This is a genomic window from Microbacterium sp. cf332, from assembly GCF_900102175.1.
Classification (GTDB): Bacteria; Actinomycetota; Actinomycetes; order Actinomycetales; family Microbacteriaceae; genus Microbacterium.
On record NZ_FNKN01000003.1, the window covers coordinates 367848 to 390379 of the forward strand.

General features: G+C 70.8%; 21 protein-coding genes. 17 read left to right on the plus strand and 4 right to left on the minus strand.

Annotation, left to right across the window (positions count from 1 at the left end):
• The first annotated feature begins 115 nt into the window (after positions 1 to 115).
• Positions 116 to 553 carry a 30S ribosome-binding factor RbfA gene (gene rbfA / locus BLT21_RS13305; protein WP_091502911.1) on the plus strand — a complete coding sequence of 146 codons (438 nt, stop codon included), beginning with the start codon at positions 116 to 118 and terminating at the stop codon, positions 551 to 553.
• 66 nt (positions 554 to 619) lie between these two features.
• On the opposite strand, the gene BLT21_RS13310 is transcribed toward rbfA, so the two are convergent.
• The gene (locus BLT21_RS13310) at positions 620 to 1486 is read right to left on the minus strand and encodes an HhH-GPD family protein (RefSeq protein ID WP_091502913.1); all 867 of its coding nucleotides are present in this window, start codon (positions 1484 to 1486) and stop codon (positions 620 to 622) included.
• Between the two features lie 90 nt (positions 1487 to 1576).
• On the opposite strand from BLT21_RS13310, the gene truB reads away from it, so the two are divergent.
• The 4 genes from truB to BLT21_RS13330 are packed head-to-tail and all read left to right on the plus strand — an operon-like array spanning position 1577 to position 4308.
• Positions 1577 to 2488 carry a tRNA pseudouridine(55) synthase TruB gene (truB, locus tag BLT21_RS13315; RefSeq protein WP_091502915.1) on the plus strand — a complete coding sequence of 304 codons (912 nt, stop codon included), beginning with the start codon at positions 1577 to 1579 and terminating at the stop codon, positions 2486 to 2488.
• Complete coding sequence (locus tag BLT21_RS13320) at positions 2485 to 2853, plus strand: hypothetical protein (RefSeq protein ID WP_091502917.1); 369 nt, start codon at positions 2485 to 2487, stop codon at positions 2851 to 2853. The genes truB and BLT21_RS13320 overlap by 4 nt, the downstream gene beginning before the upstream one ends.
• 34 nt (positions 2854 to 2887) lie before the next feature.
• Complete coding sequence (locus tag BLT21_RS13325) at positions 2888 to 3340, plus strand: hypothetical protein (RefSeq protein WP_091502919.1); 453 nt, start codon at positions 2888 to 2890, stop codon at positions 3338 to 3340.
• Positions 3337 to 4308, plus strand: coding sequence for a bifunctional riboflavin kinase/FAD synthetase (locus BLT21_RS13330; RefSeq protein WP_091503479.1), 972 nt, complete (start codon positions 3337 to 3339; stop codon positions 4306 to 4308). The genes BLT21_RS13325 and BLT21_RS13330 overlap by 4 nt, the downstream gene beginning before the upstream one ends.
• A 21-nt stretch (positions 4309 to 4329) precedes the next feature.
• Here BLT21_RS13330 and deoC read toward each other — a convergent pair whose 3' ends face one another.
• The gene (gene deoC / locus BLT21_RS13335; RefSeq protein WP_091502921.1) at positions 4330 to 5046 is read right to left on the minus strand and encodes a deoxyribose-phosphate aldolase; all 717 of its coding nucleotides are present in this window, start codon (positions 5044 to 5046) and stop codon (positions 4330 to 4332) included.
• A 91-nt stretch (positions 5047 to 5137) separates the two neighbouring features.
• On the opposite strand from deoC, the gene BLT21_RS13340 reads away from it, so the two are divergent.
• The 5 genes from BLT21_RS13340 (at position 5138) to BLT21_RS13360 (ending at position 11936) form a co-directional block, all read left to right on the plus strand.
• Positions 5138 to 5350, plus strand: a complete 213-nt coding sequence (locus BLT21_RS13340; protein WP_091502923.1) for a heavy-metal-associated domain-containing protein — start codon at positions 5138 to 5140, stop codon at positions 5348 to 5350.
• Entirely contained in the window at positions 5350 to 7641 is a 2292-nt protein-coding gene (locus tag BLT21_RS13345; RefSeq protein WP_091502925.1) for a heavy metal translocating P-type ATPase, read from the plus strand. Before BLT21_RS13340 ends, BLT21_RS13345 begins: the two co-directional genes overlap by 1 nt.
• A 9-nt stretch (positions 7642 to 7650) precedes the next feature.
• Positions 7651 to 8301 carry a hypothetical protein gene (locus BLT21_RS13350; RefSeq protein ID WP_091502927.1) on the plus strand — a complete coding sequence of 217 codons (651 nt, stop codon included), beginning with the start codon at positions 7651 to 7653 and terminating at the stop codon, positions 8299 to 8301.
• Between the two features lie 229 nt (positions 8302 to 8530).
• The gene (locus BLT21_RS13355) at positions 8531 to 10684 is read left to right on the plus strand and encodes a DEAD/DEAH box helicase (RefSeq protein WP_091502929.1); all 2154 of its coding nucleotides are present in this window, start codon (positions 8531 to 8533) and stop codon (positions 10682 to 10684) included.
• Between the two features lie 223 nt (positions 10685 to 10907).
• Positions 10908 to 11936: a 6-phosphofructokinase gene (locus BLT21_RS13360; RefSeq protein ID WP_091502931.1), complete on the plus strand. Its 1029-nt coding sequence runs from the start codon at positions 10908 to 10910 to the stop codon at positions 11934 to 11936.
• 117 nt (positions 11937 to 12053) lie between these two features.
• Here BLT21_RS13360 and BLT21_RS13365 read toward each other — a convergent pair whose 3' ends face one another.
• Complete coding sequence (locus tag BLT21_RS13365; RefSeq protein WP_091502933.1) at positions 12054 to 13445, minus strand: threonine/serine exporter family protein; 1392 nt, start codon at positions 13443 to 13445, stop codon at positions 12054 to 12056.
• 157 nt (positions 13446 to 13602) lie between these two features.
• Here BLT21_RS13365 and BLT21_RS13370 point away from each other — a divergent pair, with 157 nt between their 5' ends.
• On the plus strand, positions 13603 to 14889 hold the full coding sequence (locus BLT21_RS13370; RefSeq protein ID WP_091502935.1) for an aspartate kinase: 1287 nt from the start codon (positions 13603 to 13605) through the stop codon (positions 14887 to 14889).
• Between the two features lie 77 nt (positions 14890 to 14966).
• Complete coding sequence (thrC, locus tag BLT21_RS13375) at positions 14967 to 16370, plus strand: threonine synthase (protein ID WP_091502937.1); 1404 nt, start codon at positions 14967 to 14969, stop codon at positions 16368 to 16370.
• 48 nt (positions 16371 to 16418) lie between these two features.
• Here the strand turns inward: thrC and coaBC are convergent, their stop codons facing one another.
• Positions 16419 to 17630 carry a bifunctional phosphopantothenoylcysteine decarboxylase/phosphopantothenate--cysteine ligase CoaBC gene (gene coaBC, locus BLT21_RS13380; protein WP_091502939.1) on the minus strand — a complete coding sequence of 404 codons (1212 nt, stop codon included), beginning with the start codon at positions 17628 to 17630 and terminating at the stop codon, positions 16419 to 16421.
• 72 nt (positions 17631 to 17702) lie between these two features.
• On the opposite strand from coaBC, the gene BLT21_RS13385 reads away from it, so the two are divergent.
• The 5 genes from BLT21_RS13385 to BLT21_RS13405 all read left to right on the plus strand — a co-directional run bounded on the left by BLT21_RS13385 (position 17703) and on the right by BLT21_RS13405 (position 22525).
• A complete protein-coding gene (locus BLT21_RS13385) occupies positions 17703 to 18419 on the plus strand; it encodes an NRDE family protein (RefSeq protein WP_091503482.1) in 717 nt (238 codons plus the stop codon).
• A 94-nt stretch (positions 18420 to 18513) separates the two neighbouring features.
• Entirely contained in the window at positions 18514 to 19572 is a 1059-nt protein-coding gene (locus BLT21_RS13390; protein WP_091502940.1) for an aspartate-semialdehyde dehydrogenase, read from the plus strand.
• A gap of 55 nt (positions 19573 to 19627) precedes the next feature.
• Positions 19628 to 21100: a malate:quinone oxidoreductase gene (locus BLT21_RS13395; RefSeq protein ID WP_091502942.1), complete on the plus strand. Its 1473-nt coding sequence runs from the start codon at positions 19628 to 19630 to the stop codon at positions 21098 to 21100.
• Between the two features lie 5 nt (positions 21101 to 21105).
• Complete coding sequence (locus tag BLT21_RS13400) at positions 21106 to 21720, plus strand: thymidine kinase (RefSeq protein WP_091502944.1); 615 nt, start codon at positions 21106 to 21108, stop codon at positions 21718 to 21720.
• A gap of 85 nt (positions 21721 to 21805) precedes the next feature.
• Entirely contained in the window at positions 21806 to 22525 is a 720-nt protein-coding gene (locus tag BLT21_RS13405; RefSeq protein ID WP_091502946.1) for a FadR/GntR family transcriptional regulator, read from the plus strand.
• The last annotated feature ends 7 nt before the right edge of the window (positions 22526 to 22532 follow it).

A 22532-nucleotide genomic window follows, 5' to 3' on the forward strand; every position in this document is an offset into this window, starting at 1 on the left:
GCGTTGGGCGCCTCCGCGATGACGGGTCCTTCGGGATCGCGGTCGTCGCGGAGGCGTCCAACGCCGTCGCTGTCTCTGCCCGCCGCCGTGCGGGCCGGAAGAAGGAGAAGAAGGTATGTCGAGCGAACGTCAGTCACGTATGGCCGACCGCATCCGCGTGCTCGTCGCGGAACGCCTCGAGAAGGGGCTGCGCGACCCGCGCCTCGGTTTCGTGACCATCACCGACGTGCGGGTCACGGGTGACCTGCAGCACGCCTCGGTGTTCTACACCGTCTACGGCTCCGACCAGGAGCGCACCGACTCGGCCGACGCCCTGCGTGCGGCGACGGGGATGCTGCGCAGCGAGGTCGGACGCAAGCTCGGCGTCCGCGTGACGCCGACGCTGGAGTTCATCCTCGATGCGATCCCCGAGAACGCCGGGCACATCGAGCACCTCCTGCGTGAGGCGCGCGAGCGGGACGCCGCGACAGCGGCCACCGCGACGGGCGCGAGCTATGCCGGTGAGGCCGACCCCTACGTCAAGCCTCGCGAGGCCGACGACGACGAGGACTGAGAGAGGGGGTGCCGCAGCAGCGCGGCATCCCCCTTTTTCATCGCGCCGGCCGGCCCGTCGGGCGTGTCAGCGAGGAAGCCGGAGCCGACCGTCGATCGCCTCGACGAGACCGTCGGCGATGAGCGAGTCGATCGCGCGGTCGCGCTGTGTCGGGTCGGCCCAGTCGCCGATGACCTCGTCGGCGGCGAGATCGTGGGTCGTGGCCGCACGCAGGACCTTGAGCACGGCGCCGCGCGCCTGCCGGTCGCTGCCCTCGTATCGCGCCTGCTTGGTGCGGGTGTCGCCGGTGTCCGGATAGCCCGCCGCGCGCCACGCGCATCGGTCGGCGAGGGGGCAGACCTCGCACCGGGGTGAGCGAGCGGTGCACACGACCGCACCGAGTTCCATCGCGGCCGCATTGACCACCGCCGACTCGGCGACATCGTCGGGCAGCAGCGCGGCCATGTCGACGAGGTCGCGTTTCGCGGCGGGGCCGGGCTGCGAGCGCCCCTGAACGGCACGGGCGATGACGCGCCGGGTGTTCGTGTCGACGACGGGATGCCGGTCACCGTATGCGAAGACGGCGACGGCGCGCGCGGTGTAGTCGCCGATGCCGGTCAGAGCGAGGAGGTCGTCCACGTCGCGAGGGACGACGCCGGAGTGCCGGTCGCGGATCTCGACGGCGGCGCGGTGCAGCCAGAGTGCGCGGCGGGGGTACCCGAGGTTCGCCCACTGACGCACGGCATCGGCCGGCGCAGCGGTGGCGAGGGCCCCGGGTGTCGGCCAGCGCGCGAGCCACGCTTCGAGGAGGGGGACGACCCGGCTCACGGGTGTCTGCTGGAGCATGAACTCGCTGACGAGCGTGCCCCACGCCCCGAACCCGGCGCGGCGCCAGGGCAGATCGCGCGCATTGTCGCGATACCACGCGGCGAGCGGCAGGGCGAGGTCGGGCATCGATTCAGCCTACGACGCACGCGGGGCGCCGGTCACCGCTACCCACTGACCGGACAGCGGCCGGGGGGAGGGCGCCGTAGGCTGGAGAGCATGCCCGAAACCGCCCCCCGCGGCATCCTGCTCGTCGACAAGTCGGGCGGAATGACCAGTCACGACGTCGTCGCACGTGCTCGTCGCGCGCTCGGCACCCGCAAGATCGGACACGCCGGGACGCTCGATCCGATGGCGACCGGCCTGCTCGTGCTGGGCGTCGGTGGCGCGACGCGGCTGCTCACCTACATCGTCGGACTCGACAAGACGTACGAGGCGACGATCCGACTCGGTGTCTCGACGGATTCGGACGACGCCGACGGATCCGTCACCGGACGGGCCACGGAGCACGCGCTCTCGGCGGTCGACCGCGCCGGTATCGAGCGGGGTGTCGCGGCTCTGACCGGCGAGATCGACCAGATCCCCAGTACCGTGTCGGCGATCAAGGTCGGTGGGAAGCGAGCCTATGACCTCGCCCGCGCCGGGGAGCAGGTCGAGCTCAAGGCGCGGCGCGTCACGGTCTCGCGATTCGAGATCGGCGAGGTCCGCCCGGTCGACCGCGCCGATGCGGCCGGGGCCCTCGATGTCGACGTCGTCGTCGACTGCACGAGCGGCACCTACATCCGCGCCCTCGCGCGCGACCTCGGAGCCGACCTCGGCGTCGGCGGCCACCTGACTGCCCTGCGGCGCACCCGTATCGGTCCCTTCGATGTCGCGGAGGCGGTGACGGAGATCCTTCCCGACGCCGCCCTTCTGTCGGACGCGGCCGTCGCGGCGGCCGTCTTGGGTACCTTCGCGGTCAGCGCCGACGAGGCCCGTGACCTGCGTCACGGCAAACGGCTCGTCGGCGCGGCGGAGCGGCTGACGGGCGTGAATCCCGCGGCCATAGATCCCGACGGGCGACTCGTCGGGATCGTGGGACGTCGGGGCGACGACGTCAAAAGCCTCATGAACATGGCGGAGGGCGCATGATCGCGGTGTTCACGATCGTGCAGGTCGTGGTGGCCGTCGCCGCGGGGCTGCTGTGCACCGGGCTCGGGCTGGCGAACCGGCGCCCGAGCGACCTCTCGGTCGGGTCGCTCGCCCTCGTCGAGGTACTGCTGATCGCGCAGGTCGTGGTGGCGATCGTCGCGCCGTTCGTGGGCAACCCGCCCAGCGGCAGTGCGCTGGAGTTCTGGGTCTACCTCGTCTCGGCGGTGCTGCTGCCGCCGGCCGCCGTCTTCTGGGCCCTCATCGAACGCAGCCGGTGGAGCACGGTCATCCTCGGGGTGGCAGCGCTCTCGGTCGCCGTCATGGTCTGGCGGATGCAGGTGATATGGACGGTTCAGGTCGTCTGAAGCCGCTCGTGCGACGCCTATCATTGTTCGGGTCATGGATCAGACCCGCCCTCGTATGACCGGCATCGGCCGCGTCCTCGTGGTCGTGTACGCCGTCATGGCCCTCGCCGCGACCGGGCGCTCGCTCGTGCAGATCGTCGAGGACTTCTCATACGCGCCATTGGCGTACTCGCTCTCGGCGGCCGCGGCGCTCGTCTACGTCCTCGCCACCGTCGCGCTCGTGAAGTCGGGCTCCCGCCGGTGGTACCTCGTGGCTTGGGTGGCGATCTGCTTCGAGCTCGTGGGCGTCCTGGTCGTGGGTACGCTGAGCCTCGTTCTGCCCGACCTGTTCTCGCATGACGCGACGGTGTGGTCGGGCTACGGCTTCGGCTACTTCTGGGTGCCGCTCGCGTTGCCCTTCGTCGGCATCTGGTGGCTCGTCTCGCACCGGGACGGTGCCGCCGACAACGACGAGCGTCCCGTCGTCCTGGAGGGATCCTCATGGTGACCGTGTTCCGAGATCCCGCCGAGGTGCCTGCGGGCTTCGGCCCGAGCGTCGTGGCGATCGGCAAGTTCGACGGCGTGCATTCGGGTCACCGGGCCGTCATCGACCGGGCGCGTGTGGATGCGGCGGCGCGCGGCGCCCGCGTCGTCGCCGTGACCTTCGACCGCAATCCGCTCAGCCTTCTGCGGCCGGAGCTGTGCCCGGAGCCGCTCGTCGCGCTCGACCAGAAGATCGGGCTGCTCGCCTCGGCCGGCGTCGACGCGGTACTGGTGCTGCGCTTCGACGAGCAGCTGGCCGCGCTGCCGGCGCGCGCTTTCGTCGAGAGCATCCTGGTTCGAGCCCTGGGGGCCGTCGGCGTACTCGTCGGCGACGACTTCCGGTTCGGACGTGGGGGTGAGGGCGGCCCCGGAACGCTGGTCGAGCTCGGCGGCGAGCTGGGCTTCGACGTCGACGTCGTCACCGACGTGCGCGCCCGCGACGCAGGGCGGCGGGTCTCGTCGACGTGGGTGCGCGATCTCCTGGCCGACGGCGATGTCGCCGGCGCCGCGCGCCTGCTCGGTCGGCCGCACGCCGTCGAGGCCGAGGTCGTGCACGGCCTCAAGCGCGGCCGCGAGCTCGGCTATCCGACGGCCAACCTGGCGACGGACGCGGCGGGCTTCATCCCGGCGGACGGGGTGTACGCGGGGTGGCTCGTCGACCTCGGGATGCGGGGGGGCGACGGCACGTACCCGGCGAGCGTGATCCGCTATCCGGCGGCCATCTCCGTCGGCACCAATCCGACCTTCGACGACGTGCCCCAGCGGCAGGTCGAGGCGTACGTCCTCGACGAGACCGGCCTCGACCTGTACGGCCACCGCGTCGAGGTTCGGTTCACGGCCCGCATCCGCGGCATGGTCGCGTTCGAAGGCATCCCCGCGCTCATCCGGCAGATGGATGACGACGTCGTCCGGGTGCGCGAGGCGCTCGCCTGACGCGCGTCGTCGCGGGGCCGCTCAGTACGAGGATTCGTCAACGGCGCCGGTGGCTTCGTCGCCGGCCTCGAGGCGTCGTGCCTCGCCCAGGATCGTCGCGCTGCCGCTCGTGCCGAGACGCGTCGCCCCCGCATCGAGCATGGCGACAGCGTCGGCGAAGCTGCGGACGCCACCCGAGGCCTTGACCTGCACGGACGGTCCGACGTTCTCGCGCATGAGACGGACGTGCGGCACCGTCGCCCCGCCGCCGGCGAAGCCTGTCGAAGTCTTGACGAAGTCGGCGCCGCCGGCCTCGGTCAACCGGCTGCCTCGGGCGATCTGCTCGTCGTCGAGCAGGCTCGTCTCGAGGATGACCTTGACGATCTTCCCTTCGGCGGCGTCGACGACCGCGCGGATGTCGTCGACCACGACGTCGTCGAAGCCCGACCGCAGCGCCGCGATGTTCACGACCATGTCGAACTCGGAGGCGCCGTCAGCCGCGGCCTGGCGCACCTCGGCGACCTTCGTCGCGGTCGACGTCGTGCCGTGCGGGAACCCGATGACGGTGCCGACGGCCACGCCGGTGCCGCTCAGTCGCTCCACCGCGTGCGGGATGTCGGAGGGGCGGACGCACACCGAGAACACCTTCCACTCCGCGGCGACGGCCAGCTCGGCGTCGACCTGAGCTCGCGTGAGCTCAGGCTTGAGGATGGCGTGGTCGAGGGTCGCGGCGAGCTCGCGCTCGGAGATCGTGGACATGGTTTCAGCGTACGCGTTCCCTGCGCACGGGCATCGACGGGAATACCCCTGGGGGGTATCCTGTTGTCATCGTCGAACGAACAGGAGCATCATGTCGACCCAGACCTACGCCGTCGAAGGCATGACCTGCGGCCACTGCGCCGCCGCTGTGACCCGCGAGCTCGGGCTCGTACCCGGCGTCTCCGACGTCGCCGTCGACGTCGACGCGGGAACCGTCGCGGTCACGGCCGTCCAGCCGCCCGACGACGACGTCGTCTCGGCGGCCGTCGCCGAAGCGGGATACACGGTCACCGGACGCCGCTGATGAGCACCGACACCGCCGGGCGCGAGCTGAGCCACGCCGTCCTCGACATCGAGGGGATGACCTGTGCGAGCTGCGTCGCCCGCGTCGAGAAGCGTCTGCAGCGCCTGGACGGTGTCCGTGCGACCGTGAATCTGGCGACCGAGACGGCTCGCGTGGAGCATCCCGCCGACGTCTCGGCCGAGCAGCTGATCGGAGCCGTGGGCGAGGCGGGGTACACCGCGCGCGTGCGTCGCCCCGCGGCCGCGCCCGCCGACCACACCGAACATCACGCCGGCGGTGGACACCAACACGACGTCGAGGACGTGCCGGGGCGCACCACCCTGCGGACCCGCCTCGTCTGGGGCATCGTGCTCGCCGTGCCGGTGGTCGTGCTGGGCATGGTGCCCGCGTGGCAATTCCCCGGATGGCAGTGGCTCTCGCTGGTCCTGACCGCGCCGGTCGTGTTCTGGGCGGGCTGGCCGTTCCACCGGGCCACGTTCGCTAACGCGCGTCACGGGGCGCTGACGATGGACACGCTCGTGACCATCGGCACCTTCGCCGCGTTCGCCTGGAGCCTCTGGGCCGTGCTGTTCGGTTCGGCCGGGCGGATCGGCATCCGTCACGACGTCGTGCTCTTCGGTCCGGTGCACGACCCGACGTCGCTCGTCTACTTCGAGGTGGCGGCAGCCGTCACGGTCCTGATTCTGCTGGGCCGCTTCGTCGAGCAGCGCTCGCGGCGTCGCGCTGGTGCCGCTCTGCGTGCGCTGCTCGAGCTCGGGGCGACCGACGTCGAGCTCGCCGATGGTCGACGCGTGGCGGTCGACTCCCTGCGCGTCGGCGATGCCTTCGTCGTGCGCCCGGGGGAGACCGTCGCGACCGACGGTGTCGTGCTCGAGGGGGCGGCCGCGGTTGACGAGAGCATGCTCACGGGCGAGTCGGTGCCCGTCGACGTGGCTGCGGGGAGCGAGGTGACCGGGGGCACGATCGCGTCGGGCGGACGCCTGTTGGTCCGTGCGACGTCGGTCGGCGAGAGCACGCGCCTCGCGCACCTGGCGCGCCTCGTCGACGAGGCGCAGGCGGGCAAGAGCCGCGTGCAGCGTCTCGCCGACCGGGTATCGGCGGTCTTCGTGCCGGCGGTCATCGTGGTCGCCGTGCTCACGCTCGTCGGATGGATCGTCGCGGGTGCGCCCGTGGCCTCGGGCTTCACCGCGGCCGTAGCCGTGCTCATCATCGCCTGCCCCTGCGCGCTCGGGCTCGCGACGCCGATCGCCGTACTCGTGGGTACCGGTCGCGGCGCCGAGCTGGGCATCCTCATCACCGGACCCGAGGCGCTCGAGGCCGCCGAGCGGATCGATGTCGTCCTGATGGACAAGACCGGCACGCTCACCGAGGGCCGGATGTCGGTGGCGCGGGTCGTCACCGCGAACGGGGCCGCGCCGGACGAGGCGCTGAGCAGGGCAGCCGCCGTCGAATCGGCGTCCGAGCACCCGATCGCTCGGGCGATCGTCGCGGCCGTCGACACCGTTCCCGCCGTGGCGGACTTCGCAGGCTTCGCGGGTCATGGTGTGCGGGGCGTCGTGGCCGGGGAGGAGGTCGTCGCCGGCAGCATTGCGTTCGTCGCGGACCGTATGGCCCCGCTGCCGGCCGAGCTTCTCGACGCGGCGCGCGACGCGGCCGAATCGGGGGCCACCGTCGTGGCCGTCGGCTGGGACGGGCATGTGCGGGCCGTCATCGCCGTCGCGGATCGTGTCCGCGACGACGCTCGCGAGGCCGTCGCACGCTTGCACCGCACCGGCGCATCGGTCGTGCTCGTGACCGGCGACAACGCCGGCGCGGCGGCCGCGGTCGCCCGCGAGATCGGGGTCGACGAGGTCGTCGCCGACGTGCGGCCCGAGGGGAAGCTGGCCGAGGTCCGCTCGCGGCAGGCGGCGGGACTTCGGGTCGCGATGGTCGGCGACGGCGTCAACGACGCCGCGGCGCTGGCCGCGGCCGATCTCGGCATCGCGATGGGCGGCGGCACCGACGCCGCGAAGCACGCGAGCGACATCACCTTGACAGCCGGGAGCCCTGTCGCGGTCGCGGCGGCCATCGAACTGAGCCGACGCACGCTCGGCGTCATCCGAGGAAACCTCTTCTGGGCGTTCGCGTACAACGTCGCCGCGATCCCGTTGGCCGTCGCCGGATTGCTGAACCCGATGGTCGCCGCCGCGGCGATGGCCTTCTCGAGTGTCTTCGTGGTGCTCAACAGCCTCCGGCTCCGGTCGGCGCTCCGGCCCGCGCGCCGGGGGGCGTCCGCGCCCGCCGCTCGTTAGGATCGGCACATGGCCGTCACGCACCGCACCACCCTCCGCCTCATCCCGGTCGTCGCTGCGGTCGCGCTGCTGGCCGCGGGGTGCGCCACTCCGGCCGGGGGAGTCGCCACTCCCGACGTGACCGAGACCGCGCCCACCGCGACCGCGTCGCCCGAGGTCTCGCCTTCGGCGACGCCCAGCCCCGTCGAGACGCGCACCCCGACCGAGGACATCGCGCTGCCCGCGTCGTGCGACGATCTCTACCCCGCCGATCTCCGTGCCACGCTCGACGCCGAGATCCCTCCGCTCAACGACCCCGGTGTCACGATGTACTCCACCGAGAACGCCGAGGCGCTCGGCGTCCTCGAGTCCGGTGTGCAGAGCCTCCGCTGCACGTGGGGCACGCCGTCCGACCGGGGCATCGCGACGACCGTCTCGATCGTGTCGCCCGACCAGGCAGCACTCATCGCCGAATCGCTGACCACTGCCGGCTTCGGCACGGAGGAAGCGTCGGGCGGAGAGTACTTCCGCACGTCCCAGCAGATGCTGTCGATGGACGAGCAGGTCGTCGAGCTGGGTGAGACCCACTTCCTGCGCGGCAATGCCTGGGTCGCCACGCGCTGGATCAATTACGGTCCCTCGTCGTACACCCCCGGCATCGTCGGCTCCCTCTGGCCCTGACCTGAGCCCGAGGGGCGGCAGTTCCGCGTGTTCTCGCGGCACCCGTGCCGTATGACGTAGAATGGGGTTCGGGGACACCGTCGGATTCGACGCCGCAGCTCGCTGAAGCGAGTGCCCGCGGCCGGCCGACACGATCGCCCTTCGCTCGCATGACGCTCCGGTGTCCGTTCGAGCGGCACCCGTACGTCTCCGTCACGACGGAGCTCCGGCACTCAGGCTCAGGAGGAGCATGCCGACCATGGCCACCGCCACAGCGACCGCCAACCGCCGCAGGAAGTCGTCGTCCGCCCGGCGCGACGACGACGCGCCTCTCATCCCGATCCTCGCGCGCAAGGTGCGCGAGGTCGAGGCGAAGGCCCAGCGCGGCAAGCTCGGGCCCACCAACCGTGTGAAGTTCCAGGTCATCGCCTTCCTGGTGCGCGAGGAGCGCGCCCGCGTGAAGGCCGACGAGAACCTGTCGACGGCGGCACGAGCAGAGCTGCTCAAGCGTCTCGACGGCGTCGCGACCATCCTCGCCAAGACCGCTGCCCGCGACACCTCCCTGATCCAGCTGCTCGAGGTCGACCAGGCGACCTCGCCCGTCGCCAAGCGCATGCGGCGCGACTGGCTGCTCGAGTCGGGCGCCGAGCTGCCCGAGGACGAGCTGATCATCACCGATGTCGCCCCGGTGCAGGCGCCCGTGGTCCCGGCGGCGCTCGCCGAGCGGCAGGTCACGCCGCCGCAGGTGCTCGTGCGCCGCGAGGCGAACCCCTTCCTGGCGCCCGACCTCGAGATGCACGCGCCCCAACAGACGCCGCGTCGACGACTCGACGGCTGGGAGCTCATGGGTCCGCTGTACAAGGCGTTCGAGACGGGGGCCGGGGGCGCTGCCGCGTCGATGGACCTCCCGGGCGTGCCCGAGTTCGACCGCCTGTCGCCCAAGGGCCTCGAGGTCATGCCGCACCAGTCCCGTTTCCTCGAGTCGGTCCGTGCAGGACACCGTTCGTTCCTCCTCGCCGACGAGCCCGGTCTGGGCAAGACGGCGCAGTCGGTGCTCGCCGCGTCCGTCGCCGGCGCGTACCCGCTCCTGGCCGTCGTGCCCAACGTCGTCAAGATGAACTGGGCGCGCGAGGTCGAGCGGTGGACGCCGCAGCGCCGCGCCACGGTCATCACGGGCGACGGCAGCCAGATCGACGCGTTCGCGGACGTCTTCATCGTCAATTACGAGGTCCTCGATCGGCACCTGTCGTGGCTCGGTTCGCTGGGTCTGCGCGGCATGGTCGTCGACGAGGCGCACTTCATCAAGAACCTCGGATCGCAGCGCTCGCAGAACGTACTGGCGCTCGCCGGCCGCATCCGCGAGCAGGTGCGCGATCCGCTCATGCTCGCCCTCACCGGAACCCCGTTGATCAACGACGTCGAGGACTTCGACGCGATCTGGCGCTTCCTCGGGTGGACCAACGGCGAAAAGCCCGGCCCCGTGCTGATGGAGCGTCTCGACGAGACGGGGATGACCCCCGCCGACAAGGCCTTCTATCCCGCTGCCCGTGACGCCGTCATCTCGATGGGCATCGTCCGTCGCAAGAAGAAGGATGTCGCCGCCGACCTGCCCGACAAGCTCGTCGCCGACCTGCCCGTCCAGCTCGACGACGAGTACGGTCGTTCGATCCGCCAGGCCGAGCACGAGCTCGGCGAGCGTCTCGCCGCCCGCTACCGTCGCATCATCGAGGCGCGGGGCGACCGGGTGCTCATCGGCGAGGCCGATGACGACATCGTCCGGCTCGTGGCCACGCAGGAGCTCGAGGAGTCGAAGGCCGCCGGAAGCGGGGCCGAGAACGTCTTCACGATGGTCCGTCGCATCGGTCAGGCCAAGGCTGTGCTCGCCGCAGATTATGCGGCGCAGCTCCAGCGTTCGGTAGGCAAGGTCGTCTTCTTCGCCAAGCACATCGACGTCATGGACGCCGCCGAGGCCCACTTCGCCTCGGCGGGGCTCCGCACGGTGTCCCTCCGGGGCGATCAGACCGCGGCGGCCCGTCAGGACGCGATCGACGCGTTCAACAACGATCCGGATGTCGCGATCGCGGTGTGCTCCCTCACGGCGGCCGGCGTCGGCGTCAACATGCAGGCGGCGTCGAACGTCGTGCTCGCGGAGCTGTCGTGGACCGCGGCGGAGCAGACGCAGGCAATCGACCGCGTTCACCGAATCGGTCAGGAAGAACCCGTCACCGCCTGGCGCATCATCGCCGCGCACACGATCGACACGAAGATCGCCGAGCTCATCGACTCGAAGCAGGGTCTCGCAGCTCGGGCGCTCGACGGCGAGGCCGTCGACCCGACGTCGAGCGACTCGGTGCAGCTGTCTGCACTGATGCACCTGCTGCGCCAGGCGATCGGCGCAGCCTGACACGACGTCATCGTCGATCCGCGGCCCGGCCCCGTCACCACGCGGGGACCGGGCCGCGTTCGTCTGTCCGCCGCGGCCTCGCATCGCAGCGCCGACCGGCCCGTCCTGGCGTGCGGCCAGTTCTCCCGGGCCACGCCGCCTGGCAGCTCCCGCGCCGCGACGATAGTCTCGATCTGAGGCAGCGTCGCCACATCACACCCGAGCAACAACGAAGGATCTCCCCATGAAGATCGGCATCCTCACCAGCGGCGGCGACTGCCCCGGACTGAACGCCGTCATCCGAGGCGTCGTGCTCAAGGGCACCACCTCGTACAACATCGAGTTCGTCGGCATCCGCGACGGGTGGCGCGGTGTCGTCGACGGCGACTTCTTCCCGCTGACGCGTCACGAGGTGAAGGGCCTGTCGAAGGTCGGCGGGACGATCCTCGGCACGAGCCGCACCAATCCCTACGAGGGCCCGCGCGGAGGCGCCGAGAACATCGCCGCGACGCTCGACAAGCACCGCATCGACGGCATCATCGCGATCGGCGGCGAGGGCACCCTCGCCGCCGCCAACCGTCTCGCCAACGACGGCATCAACGTCCTCGGGGTGCCGAAGACGATCGACAACGACCTGAAGGCCACCGACTACTCGTTCGGCTTCGACACGGCCGTCAACATCGCGACCGACGCGATGGACCGCCTGCGCACGACCGGCGACTCGCACCAGCGCTGCATGGTCGCCGAGGTCATGGGCCGGCACGTCGGCTGGATCGCGCTCCACGCGGGTATCGCAGCGGGTGCCCACGTCATCTGCATCCCCGAGGTGCCGATGTCGATCGAGGAGATCACGGCGCAGGTGACGAAGGCCTTCGACCGCGGCCGTGCACCGCTCGTCGTCGTGTCGGAGGGCTTCAAGGTGACGGGCCAGGACGAGGCGTACAGCGACAAGGGCCTCGACGCCTTCAACCGCCCGCGTCTCGGTGGCATCAGCGAGGTGCTCGCGCCGGAGATCGAGCGCCTGACCGGCATCGAGACCCGCGCGACCGTGCTCGGCCACATCCAGCGCGGAGGCTCGCCGTCCGCGTTCGACCGCGTGCTCGCGACACGCCTCGGGCTCGCCGCCGCCGATGCGCTGGTCGACGGTGCCTGGGGCCAGATGGTCTCGCTCAAGGGCACCGATATCGTCCGTGTGTCGTTCGACGAGGCCCTCGGCGAGCTCAACACCGTGCCGCTGTACCGCTACGAGGAGGCGGCCGCGCTCTTCGGCTGATCCTCGCTCACTGCTCCGCACGGCCGTGTGCCGGACAGATGCCTCACGCGTCTGCCGGCCGCGGCCGTGCTGCGTGCGCAGTCGATGCGCGCGGGGATGCGCGTCGGCCGGCGGCGATCAGCGCACGCGGGCGCGCGCGCGGATGACCGACCCGAGCGAGGCGCGGAGCGGCTGGCCGAGGTAGATGCCGAGCGACGCGCCCACCGCCAGCGCGATGCCGATGGTGGCCGCCCCGGCGAGCGTCGTGAAGCCCGTCAGCAGGGTTGCGGGCTCGTCCCCGGACTCGACCACTCCGAGCAGCCCGCGGAAGACCGCGGCACCGGGCACCATCGGCAGGATCGCCGCGGTCGTGATGGCCACCGACGGTACGTGCAGGCGGTACGCGGCGACGATTCCGACGAGGCTGCCGACGAACGCTCCCAGACCGCTCGCGGCGGCCGTCTCGAACCCCAGCGTCGCGGCGGCGACGTAGCCGAGCCAGGCGACGACGCTCAGCGCCACGCTCACGACGATGATGCGCACGCCCGCACCGTTGAACACCGCGACCGCGAGCGCGATCAGCCCCGCGCCGAGGAACTGCAGCGGCACCGGCCCGAGCGGCAGCGCCTCGGTCGGCGCCTCGAGGCCGAGCCCGATCACGCGCGCCGTCTCGATGCCGGCGAGGATGCCGAGCACGACGCCCAGCGTCTGCGTCACGAGCTCGAGGATGCGCCCCATCGCCGTCAATGCGAACCCGTCGATGGCGTCCTGCGCCGCCCCGACGACGGTGAGGCCGGCGAGCATCAGCACGATGCCCGACGCGACGATCACCGAGGGGCGCATCGTCATCGCCGCCTCCCAGCCCGTCGCCCGCAGCAGCGGTGACGCCGCCGCGACGATCGTGAGCACGAAGGCGCCCGCGATCTGGCTGAAGAAGAACGGCACCCGGGCCCTGCTCAGCAGGAACTGCGTCACCGCGGCCGAGCCGGCGGCCAGGAACGACAACAGGATGACGAGCCAGTTCGCACCGAACATGACTGCGACGCCCACCGCGAGCAGCGCCTGCGACGCGACGACCACCGGGGTGTGATACCGGAACGGCGTACGACGGATGCTGCGGAAACGGACGGCGGCGGCATCGAGCGGCAGCCCCCCGCGGATCTCGGTGACGAGCGCCTGCAGCCGCTGCAGGCGGGCGTGATCGGGCGCGGCGCCGCGGACGACGCGCATGAGTGTGATGGGCCGGTCGTCGCCGCTGCGGTGGTGCGCGACCGTGATCGAGTTGTAGGTGACGTCGACGTGCACCGGGTCGAGGCCGTACACCCCAGCGACCCGCACGATCGTCAGGGTGACCTCGCTCGCCGGCGACCCCGCGACGAGCATCGTCTCACCGATGCGGATGGCCACATCCAGCACGCGCACCGCGAACGTGTCGTCGATGACCGGGAGGAGCTCCGTCGCCGGGCCTGCTGCCGGATCCGCGGTGCGCACCAGCGCGTTCAGCGACGTGAAGAGCGAGCGACGTCCCATGGCATCCAGCCTAGATCGGCGCCGCCGACGTCCGTCGCGGGCGCTCGTCACATGGCGCCGGGCGCATGGGACCCTCCGTAAGATGGGGCGGTGGGCGCGGCATCCGGGCGCCCGAAGCAATCGCGCCGGCACCGGTACCGGCTCCCGGGAGTCCCACATGGCATTGATCGTGCAGAAGTACGGCGGGTCGTCCGTCGCCGACGCGGAGAGCATCAAGCGGGTCGCCAAGCGCATCGTCGACACCCGCCGCGCCGGTCACGACGTCGTCGTCGCCGTCAGCGCGATGGGTGACACCACCGATGAGCTGCTCGACCTCGCGAACGAGGTCGCACCGATCCCGGCGCCCCGCGAGCTCGACATGCTGCTCAGCTCGGGCGAGCGCATCTCGATGGCCCTGCTGGCGATGGCCATCCACTCCATGGGCTTCGAGGCGCGGTCGTTCACGGGCAGCCAGGCGGGGATGATCACCGACGCGACGCATGGCGCCGCACGGATCGTCGACGTCACCCCGGTGCGTCTGCGCGAAGCGCTCGACGAGGGCGCGATCGTGATCGTCGCCGGTTTCCAGGGCTTCAACCGCGACACCCGCGACATCACCACGCTCGGTCGCGGCGGCTCCGACACGACCGCAGTCGCGCTCGCCGCCGCCCTGTCCGCCGACGTCTGCGAGATCTACAGCGACGTCGACGGCATCTACACCGCCGACCCGCGCGTGGTGCCCAAGGCCCGCAAGCTCGGCGTCGTCTCCGCCGAGGAGATGCTCGAGCTCGCCGCCAACGGTGCCAAGGTGCTCTACATCCGTGCGGTGGAGTACGCCCGCCGCCACGGCGTCATGATCAACGCCCGGTCGACGTTCAGCTCGGGATCCGGCACGTTCGTGCTGGGACCCGGGATGGCGCTGCCCGAAGGCCGAAAGGAAGAAGAGATGGAAGAGCCGATCGTCGCGGGCGTCGCCACCGACCTCAGCCAGGCCAAGATCACCGTCATCGGTGTGCCGGACGTCCCCGGCAAGGCCGCGGAGATCTTCAAGATCGTCGCCAAGTCGGGCGCGAACGTCGACATGATCGTCCAGAACGTGTCGGCTGCCGCCACCGGCCGCACCGACATCTCGTTCACACTGCCCAAGACGGATGCGACGCTCGCGTTGCGCGCCCTCGCCGGAGAGCAGAGCGAGGTCGGCTTCGAGAGCCTCGTGCACGACGACCAGATCGGCAAGCTGTCGGTCGTAGGCGCCGGCATGCGCACCCACTCGGGTGTCTCCGCGACGCTCTTCGAGGCCCTCTCGAACGCGGGTGTGAACCTCGAGATGATCTCGACCTCCGAGATCCGTATCTCGGTCGTGGTCCGCGGAGACGAGCTGGCCGAGGCCGCTCGCGTCGTGCACACGGCCTACGGCCTCGACGGCGACACCGAAGCCGTCGTATACGCCGGCACCGGTCGCTGACCCGAACGGTCGCCCGCCGCGCCCCCGGCATCCCGCACACCCCACCGTCATCCCCGATCCGCTACCGAGGAGCCCGCGTGCTGTACATCTCGACCCGAGGCGGCGCCGAGCCGCTGCCGTACTGCGACGCCCTGCTCGAGGGACTCGCGACCGACGGTGGTCTCGCCGTGCCGCAGGAGATGCCCACGGTCACCCCCGAGACGCTCGAACGCTGGCGCGCCCTGACGTACCCCCAGCTCGCCACCGAGGTGCTCGGACTCTTCGCCACCGACATCGAGCGCGACGATCTCGCCCGCATGACCGAGGCGGCGTACGCGCCGTTCCCCGACGAGGTCGTGCCGCTGCGTCCCATCGGCGGCGGACTCACGCTCGTCGGGCTCTCGGAAGGTCCGACGCTCGCGTTCAAGGACCTCGCGATGCAGTTCCTGGGTCAGGTGGTCGAGCACGCCCTCGCCCGAACCGGGTCGGTGCTGAACGTGCTCGGCGCGACGTCGGGCGACACCGGCTCGGCGGCGGAGTACGCGCTCCGAGGCAAGGAGCGCATCTCGGTGTTCATGCTGTCGCCGCAGGGCCGGATGAGCCCGTTCCAGCGGGCGCAGATGTTCTCGCTCGACGAGGCCAACATCCACAACATCGCGATCGAGGGCGTCTTCGACGACTGCCAGAACCTCGTCAAAGAGCTCGCGGGCGACCTCGACGTCAAGCGGGAGCTGCATCTCGGCGCCGTGAACTCGATCAACCTCGCGCGCATCACGGCGCAGGTCGTGTACTACTTCTGGGCCTGGCTCCGTGCGACCGATGCCGACGGGCACGCCGAGGTCTCGATCACGGTGCCCTCGGGCAACTTCGGCAACATCCTCTCGGGGTTCTATGCACGCGAGATGGGCCTGCCGGTCAGCCGGTTGGTGCTGGCCGCGAACGAGAACAACGTCCTCGACGAGTTCTTCCGCACCGGCATCTACCGTCCCCGATCCGCCGCGCAGACGCTGCAGACCTCGAGCCCGTCGATGGACATCTCGAAGGCGTCGAACCTCGAACGGTTCATCTTCGAGCTCGTCGGTCGCGACCCGCAGCGTGTCGTCGCGGCCTGGCGCGACCTCGAGTCGCAGGGCTTCGCCGACTTCACCGCCGACCTCGCGAGATTCACCGCCGAGTTCGGCATCGTCAGCGGCACCTCGACCCACGATGACCGTCTCTCGACGATCCGCTCGGTGTACGAGGAGTCCGGCGACGTCATCGACCCGCACACGGCCGACGGCGTCACCGTCGCGCGCGAGTACGTGCAGGCGGGCGAGACCATGCTCGTGCTCGAGACCGCGAAGCCCGAGAAGTTCGCCGAGACGATCCATGAGGCCATCGGCATCGAGCTGACCTACTCCGACGAGCTGCGGGCACTGCTCGACGCGCCGCAGCACGTCGTCGACCTTCCGGACGACGCTGCGGCCCTCACCGCCTTCATCCGCGAGCGCGCCCTGCGCTGACCGCCGTCCTCTGAGCGGGAGTTCGACCGACCGTATCGGGACGGCCGCTCAGCGGCCGGCGCGAGCGGCGGTGATGGCGTCCCACACGACTGCGGCGACGGCGGTCTTCGAGCCGGAGGCCTCGGCGACGACGGCACCGTCGTCTCCGACGACCGCCACGGTGTTCTCGCCCGAGCCGAAGCCGGAGTCCCAGCCGACTTCGTTGACCACGAGCAGGTCGACGCCCTTGCGCTCGCGCTTGCGACGGGCGCGCTCGAGCAGATCGCCGTCGGCGGTCTCGGCGGCGAACCCGACGACGGTCTGACCGTCGCGGCGTCCGGCGGCCAGACCCGCGAGGATGTCGTCGTTGGGTACGAGCTCGATCGACGTGAGCGGGCCGTCCTCCTTGCGCAGTTTGCTGTCCGAGACGTCCGCCGCGCGGTAGTCGGCGACGGCCGCCACCATCACCACGACGTCCGCGCTCGCGGCGGCATCCGTCATCGCGACGCCGAGCTCGGCCGCCGTCTCGACGTGACGGGTGGTGACCGCGGCGCTCGCGCTCACCGCATCGAGCACGCCGGCATCGACGGATGCCGCCACGAGCGTGACGGTCGCCCCGCGGCGCGCCGCCTCGGCGGCGATCTCCGCACCCTGGCGGCCGCTGGAACGGTTGCCCAGGAACCTCACGGGGTCGAGCGGCTCGCGGGTGCCACCGGTCGAGACGGCGACGTGGAGACCCGCGAGATCGTGCGATGCGGGTGAGAGGAGGTCGAGCGCGGCGGTCACGATCTCCTCGGGCTCCGACATGCGGCCCGGACCGCTGTCGCCGCCCGTGAGCGGTCCGTCGGCGGGACCGACGAAGACGACACCGCGCTCGCGCAGCGTCGCGACGTTGGCCGTCGTCGCAGGATGCCGCCACATCTCGGTGTGCATCGCCGGCGCGACCACCACGGGCGCCGTCGTCGCGAGCAGCGTCGTCCCCAGGAGATCCGAGGCGAGACCGGCGGTCATTCCCGCGATGGTGTTCGCGGTCGCGGGAGCGACGATCACGAGGTCGGCGCTCTGCCCCAGGGCCACGTGCCGCACGCGGGCGACATCGTCGTGCACCGAGGTCGTGACCGGGTTGCGACTGATCGCCTCCCATGTCGTGAGCCCGATGAAGCGCAGCGAGTCCGGCGTCGGGATGACGTGGACATCGTGGCCCTGCTGCACGAGCAGTCTGACCAGATGAACGCTCTTGTAGGCGGCGATGCCCCCGGTGACCCCGACTACGATGAACATGCTCCCGATCCTCCCACGGCCCCCGGTCGGGTGCGCGGAACGTCCGTCGGGCGCCGAGAGCGAGTGATCCGCATGTGCACCGTCGTCATCCAGGTGCCCGCCGATCCGGGCCGTCCCGTGCGTCTTCTCGCCGTTCGCGACGAGGACCCGAACCGGGCATGGGACCCGGTCGGACCCTGGTGGACCGAGTCGCACCCGGGCGTCGTCGGTGTGCGCGACCGTCGTGCGGGCGGAGCATGGCTCGCAGCGGATGCCGACGCGCGCCGCCTCGCTGTCATCCTCAATCGTGCCGACGTGCTGCCCGATGACGCCCCGGCGCTCTCGCGCGGCGGGATCGTCCTGGACGCCGTCACCGGCGCCCCGCCGGCGGGTTCGCCGGCCACCCACGGCTTCAACCTCGTCGACGTCGCGCCCGACGGCGTGCGGGTGTCGATGTGGGATGCCGCGTCCCTGCGGACGATCGAGCTCGGGCCGGGCACCCACATGATCGCTCACGACGACGTCGACGATCCGCGTACGGCCCGCATCCGTCGGTGGCTGGGGGCGTTCGCCGGAGCGGCGCCCGACCTCGAGCGCGCCGATGACCTGCGCCCGTGGCTCGACGTGCTGCAGGACACCGCGGCGACGCCCGCGACCGACGATGCCGCGATCATCCGCGACAACCGCCCGTACGGGGTCCCGACGCTGTCGCTGCTGGTCTGCACGGCCTCGGTCGGGCCCGCGGGCCTCGACCTGGAGTACGGCGCACTCGACGTGCCGGGGGAGTGGAACCGCCCGGAGATGGCGTGAATCGTGCGGTCATCGACGGTCACGCGCGTCGGGTCCAGGTCGCCGCGCCGATAGAATCGCCGAAACCCGATCCCGCTCCACGCAAGGAACAGCTATGACCCGCATCTCCGATTCCGGACTCTCCGTCGCCGTCGTCGGCGCCACCGGCCAGGTCGGAAAGGTGATGCGCGAGATCCTCGTCGAGCGGAACTTCCCGATCCGTGAGCTGCGCCTGTTCGCAACGGCGCGCTCCGCGGGAACGTCCGTCGAGTTCGGCGGTCAGCAGGTCGTCGTCGAGGATGTCGCCACCGCCGATCCCGCGGGCATCGACATCGCGCTTTTCTCTGCCGGGGCGACCGGCTCGCGTGCCCACGCACCCCGGTTCGCCGAGGCCGGCGCCGTCGTCATCGACAACTCCAGCGCCTGGCGTATGGACCCCGACGTGCCGCTCGTGGTCAGCGAGGTCAACCCGCACGCCACCGTGAACCCGCCCAAGGGCATCATCGCGAACCCGAACTGCACCACCATGGCCGCGATGCCCGTGCTGAAGGTCCTCGACACCGAGGCCGGGCTCGAGCGTCTCATCGTCTCGACCTACCAGGCGGTCTCGGGCTCGGGCCTCGCCGGCGCCGAGGAGCTCCTCGGCCAGGTCGAGGGCGTCCTGGCGCAGGGCCGCGCGCTCGACCTCGTGCACGACGGCTCGGCTGTGGACTTCCCCCAGCCCGAGAAGTACGTCGCGCCGATCGCGTTCGACGTCATCCCCTTCGCGGGCAACCTCGTCGACGACGGCGACAACGAGACCGACGAGGAGAAGAAGCTCCGCAACGAGAGCCGCAAGATCCTCGAGCTGCCCGACCTGCGCGTCGCCGGCACCTGCGTGCGCGTCCCGGTCTTCACGGGACACTCGCTCTCGATCCACGCCGAGTTCGCGCGCGACATCACCCCCGAGCGGGCACGCGAGATCCTCGGGACGGCGCCCGGTGTCGCGCTCGAGGAGGTTCCCACCCCGCTGCAGGCGGCCGGCAACGACCCGAGCTACGTCGGCCGCATCCGCGCCGATCAGTCCGCGCCCGAGGGCAAGGGGCTCGTGCTGTTCATCAGCAACGACAACCTGCGCAAGGGGGCGGCGCTGAACGCCGTGCAGATCGCCGAGATCGTCGCCGACCGCCTCTGACCCGACCACGGGTCGGCGGGATGCCGCCCGCCGACCCGGGATAGACTGGTGCATCGTGAGTGAAAAGGTCGACGTCGTCCTGATCGGCGGGGGCATCATGAGTGCCACGCTCGGTGCGCTGCTGAAGCAGCTCCAGCCCGATTGGAAGATCGAGGTGCACGAGCGCCTGTCCGATCTGGCGCAGGAGAGCTCGAACCCGTGGAACAACGCGGGGACAGGGCACGCTGCGCTGTGCGAGCTCAACTACACGCCCGAGTCGTCGGACGGGACCGTCGACCCCGGCAAGGCGATCACGATCAACGAGCAGTTCCAGCAGAGCCGTCAGCTCTGGGCCTCGTTCATCGAGCGCGGCATCCTCGACGAGCCCTCGACCTTCATCAATGCGACGCCGCACATGACCTTCGTGCGCGGTGAGAAGGATGTCGCGTTCCTCAAGCGTCGCTACGAGGCGCTGAAGGATCAGCCGCTCTTCGCGGGTATCGAGTACTCCGAGGACTCGCGCGTCATCAACGAGTGGGCGCCCCTGCTCATGCAGCAGCGCCGCAAGGGCGAGCCTTTCGCGGCCACTCGCGTGCCCGCGGGCACCGACGTCGACTTCGGCTCCCTCACCCGCCAGCTGTTCGCGCACCTGCAGGACCAGGGCGTCGAGGTCGTCACCGACCGAGAGGTGCGTACGCTGACGCGCCAGAGCGACGGATCGTGGCGCGTGTTCTGGCGCAACCGTCTGGGACGCACGCCGGGCCACACCGACGCGCGGTTCGTCTTCGTCGGCGCCGGCGGCTGGGCGCTCAAGCTGCTGCAGAAGTCCGGCATCCCCGAGATCAAGGGCTACGGCGTCTTCCCCATCGGCGGACAGTTCCTGAAGACGTCGAACCCCGCGATCGTGTCGCAGCACAAGGCGAAGGTGTACTCGCAGGCGTCGGTCGGTGCGCCGCCGATGTCGGTACCGCACCTCGACACCCGCGTCGTCGACGGCGAGGCGTCGCTGCTGTTCGGGCCGTTCGCGACGTTCAGCCCGAAGTTCCTCAAGAACGGGCGCATCACCGACATCGTGGCGCAGGTGCGCCCCCACAACCTCGTGCCGATGCTGAAGGTGGCCATCGACAACCCGAGCCTGATCTCGTATCTCGTCGGCGAGCTGCTGAAGAACCACCGCAAGAAGGTCGATTCGCTGCGCGTCTTCATGCCGACGGCGAAGGACGAGGACTGGGAGCTCATCCAGGCCGGTCAGCGCGCCCAGGTCATGAAGAAGGATCCCGAGAAGGGCGGCGTGCTGCAGTTCGGCACAGAGGTCGTGACCGCGGCCGACGGCTCGATCGCAGGTCTGCTCGGAGCCTCGCCGGGAGCGTCGACCGCCGCGTCGATCATGCTCGGGCTGCTCAAGAAGTGCTTCCCCGATCGCATCGACGGCTGGGAGCCGGAGCTGAAGAAGCTCATCCCGAGCTACGGTCAGCCGCTCAACACCCGGGGCGACGCGGCCCGCGCCTCGATCGCGGCGACGGCCGAAGCGCTGTCGATCAACCCCTGACGGGTATGGCCAAGCTCTACTTCCGCTACGGGGCGATGAACTCCGGCAAGTCGACGGCCCTGCTGCAGGCCGCCTACAACTACGAGGAACGCGGACAGCATGTCCTCCTCGCGAAGCCGGAGATCGACACCAAGGGAGCGGGGCAGATCGCGAGTCGCCTGGGGGTCGAGCGTGACGTCGACTTCCTGGTGGGTGCGGACGACGACCTCCGCTCCCTGTTGGCGGTGCACCGTGGGCGGGTACGGGCGCAGACCGGATCAGATGTGGCCTGCCTCCTGATCGACGAGGCACAGTTCCTGACCTCGCAGCAGGTCGACGATCTGTTGCGCACGGTGGTCGACGAGAACGTCCCGGTGCTCGCGTACGGCATCCGCACCGATTTCCAGACCCGCGCCTTCCCCGGCTCCGCGCGCCTCATGGAGCTCGCGCACAGTCTCGAGGAGCTCAAGACCATCTGCCGCTGCGGCCGCAAGGCGCTGTTCAACGCGCGGCTCGTCGGCGGGCGTTTCGTCTTCGAGGGCGACCAGGTCGCGATCGACGAGCTCGCCGCCGACCGGGTCACATACGAGTCCATGTGTGCGGAATGCTATCTGCGCGAGTCGGGCGGCCGGCTGGCCTGAACCGTTTCACGACGCGCCCGTCCAGTGCTTTGCGCGGTCTGACCACAAGATGTATGGTGGTCCGGCTACGGAGGAGAGGGGCGTCATGGCTGACGGAACCCCGGCGCGCGCCTGGCGCGTCGTACTGGAGAGGATCGAGTCCGATCTTCTCGCCGGCAAGCTCGGCCCTGGCGACCGCCTGCCGTCCGAGCGCGACCTCGTCTCTCAACTGGGCGTCGGTCGATCGAGCGTCCGCGAGGCGCTGCGCGTGCTCGAGGTCATGGGCCTCATCCGCACCGCCACCGGCTCCGGCCCCACCGCGGGCGCCATCGTCGTGGCGCGACCCACGGGCGGCATGCAGGCCCTGCTGCGACTGCAGGTCGCTGCGCAGGGCTTTGCGATCTCGGATGTCGTGAGTACACGCCTGCTGCTCGAGGAATGGGTGGCCGGGCAGCTGGCCGCATCGCACGACGTCGACCTCGCTTCCGCCCGTGAGGCTCTGCTCGCGATGGACGCCCCGGGCCTCAGCCCTGCCGACTTCCTCGCCCTCGACGCGCAGTTCCACGTCGCGCTCGCCGAGGCCTCGGGCAATGAGGTCGTCGCGGCGATGATGGCCGGGCTCCGCTCGTCGATCGAGGACTACGTCCTCGAAGGCGCTGCCCGCATCCCGGACTGGGAGAACACCGTCGACCGGCTCCGCGACGAGCACGGCGCCATCGTCGCGGCCATCGACGAGCAGCGTGTTGACGACGCGCGCACTGCCGTCCACGACCACATCACGGGGTACTACGCGTCCGCCAACCCCGTCCGCCCCGAATCCGCCTGAACCCACC